This window comes from Paractinoplanes bogorensis, assembly GCF_018829635.1.
Classification (GTDB): domain Bacteria; phylum Actinomycetota; class Actinomycetes; order Mycobacteriales; family Micromonosporaceae; genus Actinoplanes; species Actinoplanes bogorensis.
In genome coordinates, this window is sequence record NZ_JAHKKG010000016.1 from 89,642 (window position 1) to 103,447 (window position 13,806).

The 13,806-nt window shown below is 70.5% G+C and carries 14 protein-coding genes and 1 pseudogene; 10 read left to right on the top strand and 5 right to left on the bottom strand.

What is annotated here, in order from left to right:
• The first annotated feature begins 2 nt into the window (after positions 1-2).
• From ybeY to KOI35_RS40365, 5 genes and pseudogenes are all read left to right on the top strand, one after another.
• On the top strand, positions 3-464 hold the full coding sequence (ybeY, locus tag KOI35_RS40345; RefSeq protein WP_215794844.1) for an rRNA maturation RNase YbeY: 462 nt from the start codon (positions 3-5) through the stop codon (positions 462-464).
• Positions 464-1,840, top strand: coding sequence for a hemolysin family protein (locus KOI35_RS40350; RefSeq protein ID WP_215794846.1), 1,377 nt, complete (start codon positions 464-466; stop codon positions 1,838-1,840). The genes ybeY and KOI35_RS40350 overlap by 1 nt, the downstream gene beginning before the upstream one ends.
• A complete protein-coding gene (locus KOI35_RS40355) occupies positions 1,833-2,177 on the top strand; it encodes a cytidine deaminase-like protein (protein ID WP_215794848.1) in 345 nt (114 codons plus the stop codon). Before KOI35_RS40350 ends, KOI35_RS40355 begins: the two co-directional genes overlap by 8 nt.
• 641 nt (positions 2,178-2,818) lie before the next feature.
• Positions 2,819-3,691 (top strand): annotated as a pseudogene (gene era, locus KOI35_RS40360) (GTPase Era); the annotation flags it as partial.
• 81 nt (positions 3,692-3,772) lie between these two features.
• Positions 3,773-4,870 carry an acyltransferase family protein gene (locus KOI35_RS40365; RefSeq protein WP_215794853.1) on the top strand — a complete coding sequence of 366 codons (1,098 nt, stop codon included), beginning with the start codon at positions 3,773-3,775 and terminating at the stop codon, positions 4,868-4,870.
• On the opposite strand, the gene KOI35_RS40370 is transcribed toward KOI35_RS40365, so the two are convergent.
• Positions 4,843-5,604 carry a thioesterase family protein gene (locus KOI35_RS40370; protein WP_215794856.1) on the bottom strand — a complete coding sequence of 254 codons (762 nt, stop codon included), beginning with the start codon at positions 5,602-5,604 and terminating at the stop codon, positions 4,843-4,845. The two genes, KOI35_RS40365 and KOI35_RS40370, sit on opposite strands and share 28 nt — an antisense overlap.
• Positions 5,601-6,389, bottom strand: a complete 789-nt coding sequence (locus KOI35_RS40375) for a DUF4097 family beta strand repeat-containing protein (protein WP_215794858.1) — start codon at positions 6,387-6,389, stop codon at positions 5,601-5,603. Before KOI35_RS40375 ends, KOI35_RS40370 begins: the two co-directional genes overlap by 4 nt.
• Positions 6,390-6,508: 119 nt before the next feature.
• Between KOI35_RS40375 and recO the strand changes: the two genes are divergently transcribed.
• The 3 genes from recO to KOI35_RS40390 are packed head-to-tail and all read left to right on the top strand — an operon-like array spanning position 6,509 to position 8,576.
• Positions 6,509-7,285, top strand: coding sequence for a DNA repair protein RecO (gene recO, locus KOI35_RS40380; RefSeq protein ID WP_215794860.1), 777 nt, complete (start codon positions 6,509-6,511; stop codon positions 7,283-7,285).
• Positions 7,282-8,064 carry an isoprenyl transferase gene (locus KOI35_RS40385; RefSeq protein ID WP_215794863.1) on the top strand — a complete coding sequence of 261 codons (783 nt, stop codon included), beginning with the start codon at positions 7,282-7,284 and terminating at the stop codon, positions 8,062-8,064. The genes recO and KOI35_RS40385 overlap by 4 nt, the downstream gene beginning before the upstream one ends.
• Positions 8,061-8,576 (top strand): histidine phosphatase family protein, encoded by a 516-nt coding sequence (locus tag KOI35_RS40390; RefSeq protein ID WP_215794865.1) that lies wholly within the window; start codon positions 8,061-8,063, stop codon positions 8,574-8,576. The genes KOI35_RS40385 and KOI35_RS40390 overlap by 4 nt, the downstream gene beginning before the upstream one ends.
• Positions 8,577-8,637: 61 nt before the next feature.
• Here the strand turns inward: KOI35_RS40390 and KOI35_RS40395 are convergent, their stop codons facing one another.
• From KOI35_RS40395 to KOI35_RS40405, 3 genes are all read right to left on the bottom strand, one after another.
• On the bottom strand, positions 8,638-9,360 hold the full coding sequence (locus tag KOI35_RS40395; protein ID WP_308121368.1) for an HAD family hydrolase: 723 nt from the start codon (positions 9,358-9,360) through the stop codon (positions 8,638-8,640).
• Positions 9,357-9,650, bottom strand: a complete 294-nt coding sequence (locus KOI35_RS40400; RefSeq protein ID WP_215794867.1) for an MTH1187 family thiamine-binding protein — start codon at positions 9,648-9,650, stop codon at positions 9,357-9,359. Before KOI35_RS40400 ends, KOI35_RS40395 begins: the two co-directional genes overlap by 4 nt.
• Before the next feature lie 146 nt (positions 9,651-9,796).
• Positions 9,797-10,468 (bottom strand): NADPH-dependent F420 reductase, encoded by a 672-nt coding sequence (locus KOI35_RS40405; RefSeq protein ID WP_215794869.1) that lies wholly within the window; start codon positions 10,466-10,468, stop codon positions 9,797-9,799.
• Between the two features lie 125 nt (positions 10,469-10,593).
• On the opposite strand from KOI35_RS40405, the gene KOI35_RS40410 reads away from it, so the two are divergent.
• Entirely contained in the window at positions 10,594-11,469 is an 876-nt protein-coding gene (locus tag KOI35_RS40410) for an aldo/keto reductase (protein WP_308121369.1), read from the top strand.
• Between the two features lie 242 nt (positions 11,470-11,711).
• The gene (locus KOI35_RS40415; protein ID WP_215794871.1) at positions 11,712-13,805 is read left to right on the top strand and encodes an NACHT domain-containing protein; all 2,094 of its coding nucleotides are present in this window, start codon (positions 11,712-11,714) and stop codon (positions 13,803-13,805) included.
• Position 13,806 lies beyond the last annotated feature (1 nt).

Genomic DNA, 13,806 nt, shown 5'->3' on the forward strand with positions numbered 1-13,806 from the left:
CTATGTCCATCGAGATCGCCAACGAGTCGGGAGTCGAGGTCGACACCGACGCGATCCTCGCGGTGGCCCGGCACGCCCTCGACGAGATGGGAGTCAACCCGCTCGCCGAGTTGTCGATCCTGCTCGTCGACATCGACTACATGGCCGAGCTGAACCATCGCTGGATGGGTGGTGACGGCCCGACCGACGTGCTCGCGTTCCCGATGGACGAGGGCAGCGTCGACCACGGTCCGGGCGAGGCCGGCACCGGCGAGCCGGCCCTGCTCGGCGACATCGTGCTCGCCCCCGAGGTGGCCTCGAAACAGGCCGCCGCGGCCGGGCACTCCGCCGCCGACGAGCTGCACCTGCTCACCGTGCACGGCGCGCTGCATCTGCTCGGCTACGACCACGCCGAGCCGGAGGAGGAGCGGGAGATGTTCGCCCTGCAGAACCGCCTCCTGCAGAGCTGGCGGGCCGGCCGCTGATGGACCCCGCAAATCTATTGGCGGCAGGCTCCGCGTCGGCGGGCCTGCCCGACCTCCAACTGATCGTCTTCGCGGTCGCGCTGGTCTTCCTGGCCGGCCTGGCCTCGATGGCCGACGCCGCCCTGGGCAGCGTCTCGACGGCGCGCGCGGCCGAGATGGCCCGCGAGGGCGAGCGTGGGGCCTCGGCCCTGGCCGCAGTCGCCTCCGACGTGGTGCGCCACCTCAACCTGCTGTTGCTGCTGCGGCTGCTGTGCGAGCTCACCGCCACCACCCTGATCGCGCTGGTCGCGGTGGACAGCTGGGGCATCGGCTGGACGGCGGCGCTGGTCACCGCGGGCACGATGACCGTGGTCAGCTTCGTCGTGGTCGGCGTGGCACCGCGCACGGTGGGGCGCCAGCACGCGTACGCCGTGGGCAAGGCCGCCGCCCCGCTGGTCCGCTGGCTCGGCAAGGTGCTCAACCCGCTGGCCTCGCTGCTCATCCTCATCGGTAACGCGGTGACCCCGGGCAAGGGCTTCCCCGAGGGACCGTTCGGCAGCCAGGTCGAGCTGCGCGAACTGGTCGACCTGGCCGAGCAGCGCGGCGTCGTCGAGCACGGCGAACGCGAGATGATCCACTCGGTGTTCGCACTCGGTGACACGATCGCCCGCGAGGTGATGGTGCCGCGCACCGAGATGGTGTGGATCGAGGCGCCGAAGACGCTGCAGCAGGCGCTCTACCTGTTCCTGCGGTCGGGCTTCTCGCGCATCCCGGTGATCGGCGAGAGCGTCGACGACGTGCTGGGCGTGCTCTACCTCAAAGACGTGATCCGCCGGACCCAGAACGGCGACCCGGCGTCGACGGCGCAGGCGGTGGCCGACCTGATGCGGCCGGCGACGTTCGTGCCCGAGTCGAAGCCGGTCGACGACCTGCTCTCCGAGATGCAGGCGGCCCGCTCCCACCTGGTGATCGTGGTGGACGAGTACGGCGGCACGGCCGGCCTGGTCACCATCGAAGACATCCTGGAAGAGATCGTCGGCGAGATCACCGACGAGTACGACGTGGAACGCCCGCCGGTCGAGCACCTCGAAGACGGTGCGGTGCGGGTCACGGCCCGCCTGCCGATCGAAGACCTCGGCGAGATCTTCGGGGTCGAGCTGCCCGCCGACGAGGTCGAGACGGTCGGTGGCCTGCTCGCCCAGACACTGGGCCGGGTGCCCATCCCCGGCGCCCAGGTCGACGTGGGCGGCCTGCACCTGATCGCCGAGGGCACGACCGGGCGCCGAAACCGGATCGACTCGGTGCTGGTGCGCCGGGTCGAGCCGGCGCCTTCCCCCGATACTGATGAATCCGGTACCGACACTGAGACAGAGGAAAGACAGCACGCTGATGCCTGAGATCGCTTTGAGTGCCGAGGACACCAAGCTCGTGACGCTGGCGCGGAGTGCCCGCGCGCGGGTGGGGGCGGCCGAGGGCGCGGCGGTACGCGACCAGGACGGGCGCACCTATGCCGCGGCCACGGTGGCGCTGCCGAGCCTGTCGGTGAGTGCGTTGCAGCTGGCGGTGGCGTCGGCGGCGTCGTCGGGGGCGACCCTGATCGAGGCGGCGGCGGTGGTGACCGAGGCGGATTCGCTCGAGAGCGCGGGGCAGGCGGCCGTGCGCGATCTGGCGCCGACCTCGCCGATCCACGTGGCCGGCCCGTCCGGGGCGCTGCTCGGCACGGTCACCGCATGAGCGACGAGCGTTCGAACAAGTCCGGCGGCCGTTCGACCGGCCGCTCGACCGGCGGGGAGCGTTCGGCTGATCGATCCGGGGGCGGCTCGACTCGTGCGGCGCGTTCGTCCGGCGGGGAGCGGTCGGGCGCGGAGCGTTCCGGCGGCCCGGCGGCTGGTGAGGCGCGTGCGGCGGGCGGAGAGCGGCGGCTCACGGCCGGGGAGCGTAACGAACTCAGGCGGCAGGAGCGGCGAGCCGCGCGACGGGCCGAGAGCGGCTCCGACGGCCGGCAGGGGCGGGGAGCGTCCAGCATCCGGCGCTCGGCGGCCGCGCCGGACGGGCGTCGCGGCGGCGGTGCGCCCGGTGAGCGTCGTGCCGGCGGTACGCCTGATGGCCGCGGAACGGCCGGGGCGGACGGTCCGCGGGCGGGTGCCGCGGGTGGTCAGGGCCGCGATCGTGCGGTCGGCTCCGGGAGGGTGAGCGAAACGGGTCGGAAGCCGCGAACTCGCGGCGCTCGGGGACGGAGTGGTTCTGACGTCGGGCCGAAGACCTCGGAATCCGGCGTTGAAGACACGACTCGTACGGAAAAAGCATCTGGTGAACACCACAGGCGCAGTCATCGGCATCGTGAGGCGGCACGGGTCGAGCGGACCGATGACGTCTATCGGGCCGGATTCGCGTGTTTCGTCGGGCGGCCCAACGCCGGCAAGAGCACGCTGACCAACGCGATCATCGGGCAGAAGATCGCCATCACGTCGAACAAACCGCAGACCACCCGGCACGTGATCCGGGGCATCGTGCACCGCGAGAACGCGCAGCTCGTGCTGGTCGACACGCCCGGTCTGCACCGGCCCCGCACGCTGCTCGGCGAGCGCCTCAACGACCTCGTGCGCGAGGTGTGGAGCGAGACCGACGTGATCGGCGTCTGCTTCCCGGCCGACGAGCCGGTGGGGCGGGGCGACCGGTTCATCTCGAGCGAGCTGGCCGAGCTCAAGGCGACCGTGATCGCCGTGGTGACCAAGGTCGACCTGGTCGATCCGGCGACGTTGACCAAGCACCTGCTCGCGGTGAGTGAGCTGTACGACTTCGCCGAGATCGTGCCGGTCAGCGCGGTCTCCGGGCATCAGGTCCAGACGCTGGTCGACGTGCTGGTCAAGCATCTGCCGGAGTCGCCGCAGCTCTATCCGGACGACGTGCTGACCGACGAGCCCGAGCAGGTGCTGATCGCCGAGCTGATCCGCGAGTCGGCGCTCGAGGGGGTGCGCGACGAGTTGCCGCACTCGATCGCGGTGCTGGTCGAAGAGATGATGGTCGAGGGCGGCCTCACCAAGATCTATGCGGATCTGTACGTCGAACGGGACAGCCAGAAGTCGATCGTGATCGGCTCGCGGGGCGTCCGGCTGAAAGAGGTCGGCAGCAAGGCCCGCGCCGAAATCGAACAATTACTTGGCACCCGCGTGTATCTCGATCTTCATGTGCGGGTAGCCAAGGAGTGGCAACGTGATCCACGTCAGCTCCGGAAGCTCGGCTTCTGATTTAAACCTCCCGATACCTGGATTATGGGATAATTCACCCTGGTTTGCGGGTTTAGGGGCAACTGGGTAACAACAGGTGTCATGCGAAACCGGTACCTGGATCTGCTGCGCGCCGTCGCAACCGTCCGGGTCGTGGTCTATCACTCGACCGGCTGGGCGGCGCTGACCATCGTCTTCCCGGCCATGTCGGTGATGTTCGCCCTGGCCGGCTCGATGATGGCCGCTTCGCTCGACCGCTACGGCCCGTTCGCGGTCGAGCGCCGGCTGCATCGCCTGCTGCCGTCGCTGTGGGTGCTGGCCGCGATCGCGGTGCCCGCCATGCTGGCGGTCGGCATGGCCTGGGACTGGCAGGTGCTGCTGTGGGCCTTCCCGATCGTCGACCCGCCGGCCGAGGGCTTCTGGCTGCAGGGCCTGGCCGCGATGTGGTACCTGCGGGATTTCCTGTGGTTCGTCCTGCTCTCGCCATTGCTGCTGCCCCTGTTCCGCCGGTTCCCGCTGACCACCATTTCCTTCCCGTACGTGGCCCTGGCCGTGATCACCTTCGCCGGGATGAACCCGCCGGTGATCGTCCGGGATCTGGCGCTCTACGGCGGGGCGTGGTTGCTCGGTTTCGCCCACCATGACGGGATGCTCGCCCGAGCCGTCACACCGTCACCGTCGGCGAGGCGCGTCCGGTCGGCCGGGTTCATCGCGCGTTACCGCTGGTGGCTCGTGGGCGTGCTGGGCGCTACCGGTGCGGTCTGGGCGCTCACTCATCCCGGTCCGCGCGGTCTCGACCTCAACGACATCCCACTGGCCAACGCGCTCTGGTCGGCCGCGTTCATCCTGGTTGCGCTCGGCTTCGCCCCGCAGGTGGCCCCACGCCGCATCCTGACCGTGCTGAACGCCCGCGCCCTGACCATCTACCTCTGGCACGTGCCACTGATCATCGCCGTGGTGCGCCTGGCCGAGGCGACCGGCCTACCCGTGCAGGGCTGGGTCGGCATCGTGTGGCGGCTCGCGGTGGTCACCGCCGGGCTGGCGATCGTCGTGCTGGCCGTCGGCTGGGTCGAGGACATCGCGGCGGGCCGCCGTCCCGCCCTGATCCCCGGCCGCACGCGCCGGATCGCGCCGGTCTCCCCGGCTCCCGCCGGCGCCGGCGAGCTGACTCCTCAGCGGGCGCGTACGACCAGCGGCTGAGCGACCACCCCGACCGCGCCGTCCGCGTCGAAGAGTTCGCCCGACGTCAGCCCGAGCCCGTCCCCGCTCAGCGCCGTCCGGCAGGCCAGGTGCACCCATTCGCCCGACGGCGGGCGCAGCAGCGTGGTCGTCATGGTCGGCGGGATCGAGAGCCACGTGTCCATCGGCAGTACCGCCGAGATGCCGTTGGCCGAGTCGGCCACGATCAGCGCCCGGTCCTGCCCCTGGATCTCCTGTCCCTCGATCAGCGGTTCGCGGACCCGGGTCCAGACGTGCTTCTCGCCGTCCGGCTCACCCAGCGCACCCTTCGTCGTCCGCCACTCGATGGCGCGGCCGTAACCCCACTCGTCGTACCCGGGAAAGGTCGTCGCCGCCTCGGGCCCGGGCAGGGGATCGGCGTGGTCGGCCGGAGTGCTGATCGGCGGTGTCGGGCCGGGCGCGATGTGCCAGGCCCTGGCGGTCACCGCGACCCGGCCGTCGACGACCATCCGGGCCTCGTTGAGCGTGGTCAGCCGGCCGGGCTTGATCGGCGTGACCTCGACGTGGAAGTCGCGGCGCGGGATCGGGCCCAGGAAGTCGACCGAGATGCGCGCCAGCCGCAGGCCGTCGACCGAGAGCACCCGTCCGAGGAGCGCGGCGGGCGGGCCGCCGTGCTGCATCTCGGTGTCCCAGGGGCTCTCGGTCGAGCGGGTCGGACGGTAGTGGTCGTCGCCGAGCGGGAGGTAGAAGCTCATGCCGCCGATACTGTCGCATCCCCGCTGCCGGTGCGCAGATCGAGCACGTTCTTGGCGGCCGGGTTGCTGACCAGGCCGTTGACGCTGGCGTCGCCCGAGCCGGCGCTGGTGACGATCTTGTAGTCGCCCTGTGGCACCTGCACCTGCACGGTTCCGCTGGTCGTCTGGGCGGTCACCGAGTTCGGCGTGGTCAGCGTGGCGCTGATGTCGCCCGAGGTGACCCGCAGCTCGAGCGGGCCGGCCATGTCGATCACGTTGATGTTGCCCGAGGTGGCCTCGACCCGGGTCGCCTTCTTCGCGTTGACCACCCGCATGTCGCCCGAGGTGGCCCGCAGCTTGACCGTGCCGGCCGGGTCGGTGACGTTGATGTTGCCCGAGGTCAGCTTGACGTCGGTGTCGCCCACCGCGTCGAGCGCGATGTCGCCCGACTTCAGCTCGCCGCCCACCTTGACCCCGGTCGGAGCCACGATTTCGTACGACACCGAGCAGTCATGCCCGCACGACGTGTCGACGACCAGCGTGCTGCCCTCGAGGCGGTACGACTCGCCCGGGTCACCGGTGGTGCGCCGGACGATCCGCTTGATGCTCGTCTCGGTCACGGCGGCCGCGCGGATCGTCACGTCGCCGCTGCTGCCGTCGAGCCGGATGTCGGTGATCTTGGTCTTCTCGGTGTCCTCGAAGGTCATCTTGGCCCCGACCACTCCGGCGCACCCCGTCAGGGTGGTGGCCGCGGTCGCGGCGATGAGGGCGAAGACTCCGGCGCGCCGGGCGAGTGTCGTGGTCATGGTGTCGACGCTATGGCCCGGGGCCCGGACCACACCATCGGTCCTGTCACTGACCGTCCCCCGAGATGACCCTGAGATCCGGGTCAGGGTCGCTCGTACCGAGGGGGCAGAATGTCTAGGTGCCCGCCGTCGGATACCGCCGCCACCTCTACCGCGACGACGCGGTGGTGCTGCGTGTGCAGAAGCTCGGCGAGAGCGACCGCATCATCACCCTGCTCACCCGTCGCCACGGCCGTCTGCGCGCGGTCGCCCGCGGCGTACGGCGCACGTCGTCGCGTTTCGGGGCCCGGCTCGAACCGTTCGGCCACATCGACCTGCAACTCGCCGGCTCGCCCGAGGGGGTGGGCAGCTCGCTGCACTCGGTGAGCCAGGTCGAGGCGATCTCGCTGTTCGGCAAGCGGCTGCTGGGCGACTACCCGCGTTACACGGCGGCCTGCGCGATCGCCGAGACCGCCGAGCGGCTCACCCCCGAGGAGCGCGAGCCCTCGCTGCGGCTGTTCCAGCTCACCCTGGGCGCGCTCAAGGCCCTGTCGGTCGGCGAGCACGCGAGCAGCCTGGTGCTCGACGCCTACCTGCTGCGCGGCATGGCGGTGGCCGGCTGGGCGCCCGCGATCGCCGAGTGCGCGGTCTGCGGCACCCCGGGTCAGCACGCGGCCTTCTCGGTGCCGGCCGGTGGCGCGGTCTGCCCCGACTGCCGCCCGCCCGGCGCGGCCCACCCCAGCCCGGCCACGCTCGGCCTGATGAACGCGCTGACCACCGGCGACTGGACGGTGGCCGACGCGGCCGAACCGCCGGTGCGCCGCGAATGCAGCGGCCTGGTCGCCGCCCACCTGCAATGGCACATGGAGCGGGCGTTGCGCTCGCTGCCGCTGGTCGATCGACGGGAGAACCCATGACGCCGCGCCCACCCACCCCGCATCTCTCCGGCGCCACGCCGCCCGAGCTGCCCAGGGCGGCGCTGCCGAAACACGTGGCCATGGTGATGGACGGCAACGGCCGCTGGGCCAAGGAGCGTGGCCTGTCCCGCACCAAGGGCCACGAGCAGGGCGAGTTCTCGCTGTTCGACACCATCGAGGGTGCGATCGAGCTGGGCATCCCCTATCTCTCGGCCTACGCGTTCTCGACCGAGAACTGGAAGCGCTCGCCCGAAGAGGTGCGTTTCCTGATGGGCTTCAACCGCGACGTCATCCGCCGCCGCCGCGACCAGCTGGTCGACCTGGGCGTCCGGGTGGTGTGGTCGGGCCGCCGGGGCCGGCTGTGGAAGAGCGTGATCTCCGAGCTCGAGACGGCCCAGGAGATGTCGAAGAAGAACAAGACGCTCACCCTGCAGTTCTGCGTCAACTACGGCGGCCAGGCCGAGATCGCCGACGCGACGGCGGCGATCGCCCGGGACGTGGCCGCGGGCAAGCTCGACCCGTCACGGGTCAACGAGAAGACCATCCAGAAATACCTCTACCACCCCGAGGTTCCCGAGGTCGATCTGTTCCTGCGGCCGTCGGGCGAGCAGCGCACGTCGAACTTCCTGCTCTGGCAGTCGGCGTACGCGGAAATGGTCTTCCTCGACACCCTGTGGCCCGACTTCGACCGCCGCCACCTCTGGTATGCGTGCGAGCTCTACGCGTCGCGCGACCGGCGTTTCGGCGGCGCGATCCCCAACCCGGTGAGCCCCACATGAGCCGGCTCTGGCTGGCCCGCCACGGTCTCGCCACCGGCCCGGGTGATGTCGGGCTGGCCGAGGACGGTCGCCGGCAGGCCGCGCTGCTCGGCGAGCGGCTGGTGGGCGCGGGCATCACCCGCATCAACCACAGCCCGCTGGCCCGTGCGGTCGAGACCGCCGCGATCGTGTCGGCGGCCCTGCCCGGAGTGCCGGTCGAGGTCGCCGCGGAACTCGACGACATCGATCCGTCCGACGACCCGGCCGCGTCCGACGCGATGGTGGCCCGGTTCTCCGACCGGCCGGCCGACGAGCTCTGTATCACCCACAACTTCCAGGTCGCCTGGTTCCTGCGGGCCGCGCTCGAGGCGCCGGCCGAACGGTGGGTGGGGCTCAACTCGTGCAACACGGGCGTCACCGTGCTGCGGTCGCGGCCGGGGAAGAAGCCGCATCCGCTGGTCTTCAACGACGTCACCCACCTGCCGCCCGAGCTGCGCTGGACGGGTTTCCCGCCCGAACTCAGCCTGCCCTGACGATCAGCCCGCGGCGATGCCTGCCCTGACGATCAGCCCGCGGCGATGCCTGCCCTGACGATCAGCCCGCGGCGATGCCTGCCCTGCCCTCGTCTGTGGTCAGCCCGTCGGCGGTCAGGATGCGTACGGTCGCCTCCACGTCGGACAGATCGGGCAGCACGGCGTGGGCCCCGGCCAGCACCAGGTCGGCCATCTTGGTCCGGCCGGTCGCCACGGCCACCGCGAACGCCCCGTTGGCCAGCGCCGCCGTCACGTCGTGCTCGGTGTCACCGATCACCACCGGCTGGAACCGTTCGCCGTACTTGGCCTCGGCCCGCTCCAGGCTGCGCCGCACCAGGGTCGCGCGCACGCTGTCGTCGGTGCCGTAGCCGCCCACCTCGGCGTCGAACGAGTCGCTCAGCCCGAACGCCGCGACCTTGGCCGCCGCCACCTCGGGCACGTTCCCGGTGACCAGGGTCTGCACCACGCTCGGCTCGTCACCCAGCCGGGCCAGCACCGCACGGACGCCCGGCATCAGCTCACCCTGCTCGGCGAACAGGTGCTTGATGCGGTCGATCTCGGCCACGTAGCGTACGAAAAAACGCTCGGGAGTGCAGTCGGTGACCCCGTGCGTCGCGAAGACCTCGGCGCAGACGTCCATGTCGGTTCGCCCGCCGAAGTTGGGCGTCGCCCGCCACGCCACCCCGCCGGTGACCGCCGCGAAGGCCGCCTTCCACGCCATCGTCGTCACCCCGCCGCCGCGCAGCAGCGTGTAGTCGATGTCCCACATCACCAGGCGTCTCACTCGCGCAACGCCTCTTCGATGTGCTCCACCTTGGCCGTCAGCGCGCCGGTCACCCCGGGTCGCACGTCCGCCTTGAGCGTCACGCTGACCCGGGGCGCCTTGGCCGCCACGGCGTCGACGGCCTGTTTGACGACGGCCATCACCTCGTCCCATTCGCCCTCGATCGTGGTGAACATGGCGTCGGTGCGGTTGGGCAGCCCGGAGGCGCGCACCACACGCACCGCCTCGGCCACCAGATCGCCGACGGAGTCACCCTCGCCGAGGGGCGTCACAGAGAAAGCCACCAGCACCCGCTCATCGTGGCAGGTCAACCCCCGGAGCAGAAAGGCCTTCCGGTACGCCGTGAGAGCGCTCTCAAGCAGCCACGCCCGTGTTTTTCCAGCTGACAGGCGTTCCCAAATTGATCGCGCTCTCTCGCTCGTAACCGGTTCCGCGTTCAGCCGCGGGTCGCCGCGGCCAGTGCGGCCCGGATCGTTTCGGCGCTCGCGGTGGTGCCGGGCAGCTCGCCGTACGGACCGTAGGGCGGCCCGTAGACCGGCGTCCCCGGCTCCTGCCGCCAGCTGTCGGCCAGCGACCCGGCGTCCACGGCGTCCCACCCGATCGCGTCGAGGAACTCCGTGGCCGTCCGCTTGGCCTCCGCGTCGTCGCCCGCGATCGGCAGCGCGGACCGGTCGGCCGCCCCCGACGGCCGGCCCAGCGCGCCGAGGTGACCCGACCACACGTTGTTGAAGACCTTCACGATGCGCGCGCTGCCCAGCGCCTGCTGCTCGACCTGCGCGCTGGTCAGCTCACCCCGGTCGATCGCCTCGACATGGCCGTCGCGCTGCGGGTAGTAGTTGTTCGTGTCGAGCACGACCTTGCCCGCCAGCTCCGCGGCCGGCAGCTGCGCGAACGCCTTGAACGGCACACTCACCACCACGACATCGCCCGCCGCGGCCGCTTCGGCGGCGGTGGCCGCACGCGCCTGGGGCCCGAGCTCGTCCGCGAACTCCTTCAGCGTCTCCGGCCCGCGCGAGTTGCTGATCACCACGTCGTAGCCGGCCGCCACCGCGAGCCGCGCCACCGTGCCGCCGATGTTACCGCTACCGATGAATCCGATCGTCGTCATGATCGCGACAACCGCGCGCCCCCGACCCGAATTCCGTGATTAACAACGTAGCAATGACCTGTATAAACCGGTATCGGGTAGCCGGCCGAGTGGCATAATCCCGCGCCGCCGCTACCGTTCCCGCAGTGATCACTGCTGATGCCGCCGGCACCTGGACCCTGGGCGACCACCTCGTCAACCGCATGGGCTTCGGCTCGATGCGCCTGACCCCCGACCCCGACCGAGCCGTGGCCATCCGAGTCCTGCGCCGAGCCGTCGAGCTGGGCGTCAACCACATCGACACCGCAGCGTTCTACTTCTCGCCCGGCGGCATCCTCGGCACCGGCAGCGGTCCCGCCCGCTACGCCACCGAGCTGATCCGGGAAGCCCTTTCCCCGTACGACCCCAGCCTGTTCCTCGCCACAAAAGTAGGACCCGGGGTCCTGCCGTCCGGCGAGTTCGAGTCGGCCACCACGCCCGAGCGTCTCCGCGCCCAGGTCGAGGAAAACCTGCGCCGCCTGGCCGTGGACCGCCTCGACCTGGTGAACCTGCGCCTGACCGCCCGATCCGGCTCGGTCGCCGACCGCGTCGCCGCGTTGGCCGCGATGCGCGACGAGGGCCTGATCCGCCACCTGGGCATCTCCAACGCCACCCTCGACCAGGTGAACGAGGCGGCCACCATCGCCCCGGTCATCTGCGTCCAGAACAGCTACGCCCTCGACCTGCGCCGTGACGCCCACATGCCGGCGGCTCTGGCTTCGCGGGGCATCGCCTTCGTTCCGTTCTTCGCCATAGCCGGCCCGAACCGCGAAGAAGGAGCAACCACCACCCACGCCGACGCCGTACGCGAGATCGCCGCCGCCCACCACGCGACACCCCACCAGGTCCGTCTGGCGTGGACCCTGCACCAGGGCGAAAACGTCCTGGCCATCCCCGGCACGGGCGACGTGAGCCACCTGGAGCAGAACATCGCCGCCGGCGCCCTCCACCTGACCCCGGACGACCTGGCCCGATTGGCCTGACGCGAGGGAGCCGTCCGAACTGTTCCCAGCGGTCGCGAGCGGCTGAAACAATCGGTGACCTTCATCGGGGCGGAGGGTGATTGATGGGCCGGGCCATGTTGCGGGTCCTTCAGGCTCTGTTGGGCACGGTGGGCGGCCTGCTGATCGCGCCGTACGCGGTCAACATCGACACCGGTGGCGAACCTCCGGATTGGATGCGGCCCTACGTCGGGCTGCTGTGGCCGCTGGCCCTGGCCTGCATCGTGCTGATCATCGCGCTGGAGGTCTGGGACCGGCTCGGCGGCCGGGATTCCGCGACCGTGACGGGACGTCCGGATGATCCCCGCAACATCCGCCGGGCGTTGCAGCAGGTCTCGCGCTATGTCCAGGCGCGCCAGGCCGGCCTGCTCGCCGAGCGGATCAGGCTGACGCTGGGCGAACGGCCGGACGCCGTGCGGCAACCCATGCACATGGTGCAGAGGGTCAGCGGCGCGGAGTTCCAGTTGAGTGACGACGCCGGGATCCTCGATGTCTTCGACGACATGGACGAGTCGATGCTGATCCTTGGAGCGCCCGGGGCCGGCAAGACGACACAGTTGCTCGACCTGGCCGCCGCCCTGGTCGGCCGGGCGGAACAGCAGACCGCGGATGGCGGGCCGGCCGGAATGCCCGTGCTGCTCGACCTCGTCGGCTGGTCGCGACCGCGAAGATCGCTTCTTGATCGTCTGTCCCGGTCCGACCCGGCGCCGCCCCGCCTGGCCACCTGGATCGAGCACGAACTGCAGGAGCGCTATCGGATTCCGGCCACGGTGAGCCGGGCATGGCTCCGCGAGGGTCGCATGATCCTGCTGCTGGACGGTCTGGACGAGGTGCCCGACGCCTACCGGGAGCGCTGCGTGACCGAGATCAACGGCCTGGACGCCCCCGACCGGTCGAGCCGGATCGTGGTCTGCAGCCGCGAAGCCGACTACGACCGCCTGACCTCCCGCCTCAGCCTCCAGGGAGCCGTGGTCATTCGCCCGCTGACCGAGGCCCAGGTGACGGCCTATCTGTCGATGGTCAGTCCGCGGCTGGCCGGGGTGGCCGCCGTGCTCAGTGCGGATGACGACCTCTGGGAGTTGCTGACCACACCGCTCATGCTGAGCGTCCTCGTCCTGGCCCAGGACAACGAGGACTGGCAGGTCCTGCTGCACGGACGCAGCCGCTCCGAACAACGCCGGCTGATCTTCGACTCCTACGTGGTCGAGATGATGGCCCGGCGCCGGGAGCGCGAGGTGGAAGGGCCGGTCCATGCGGTGCGGGCAATACGCACTCTGGCCTTGGTGACGATCGAACTCGATTACGGTGTGATCGTCCGATCATTGCGAAGCGGCACGCTGCGCACGTCAGCGTGCCGGCCGATCGTCGACGCGGCTCGAATGTGGATCGCTCCGGTCAGCTGCGTCTGCGTCGCTGCAGTCGGCGTGGCCGGGGCCTGGAGATTCGGGTCTTCCGTGCGCGGCGTCGCTTTCCTCGCCATGCTCCTCGCGGCCATGGCAGTGATGCCACGGTGGAGGCGGGCCGGTCGGCTTCGGCATGCCAGGACGCTCGTCACCGGATGTCTCGGTGCTGTTGTCGCGGCGGTGGCGACCTCGACGATAGTGCTGGTGGCGCTGGCTGCCCTCGTCCGGATGCCGTTCGGGCCGGCCGGGATCGTCACTGCTCCGCTCATCGTCGCCTTCATCGCCCGGGGCGTGTGGTTTCCCCACCGAGAAGCTTCCGAGGCCTGGTGCCGACGTCTGCTGGTCGTCGGCGTCGTAGGGTCCGGTCTGGCGCTGGTCTTCGTACAGATACAAGGGCAGTCCGGGGCCGACCGGCTCCTCGCCGGGATCTCTTTGCTGTCCGGCATCCTGAGTCTCGCCACCGTCCTAGGGATCGCGATGCCGGTGGGCTTTCACCTCGATCCATACACGCGAAACCGGACGACCGGACGGCTCTGGCGAACGTTGGAGTTCGTCCTGATGCTCCTGCTCGCCCCCGCGTATGGCTTCCTGCTGGTCGACCCGGTCGCCGACACCGAGCCGCGGTCGCCGGTGACCTTGGTCGCCGCCTCCCTCTTCCTTGTCTTCTGCGCCGGAGCGTCCATTGCCGCCGTGCTGTGGCCGCTCGTGGTTGTGCTGTCCTTCCGAGCTGCCGGTGAGCCGAATCCCTGGCGTCAGTCCTATCTCCGGTTTGCCGCCGATCGAAGTCTGCTGGTGCGGACCGCAGATGGCTACCGCTTCGTGCATCTGTTGATTCGTGATCATCTGGCCCACAGCGATCCGGAGGTCCTCGGCGCGGCGGTGATACGCCGCCGCGCCGAGTTGACGGGCGCGTGAG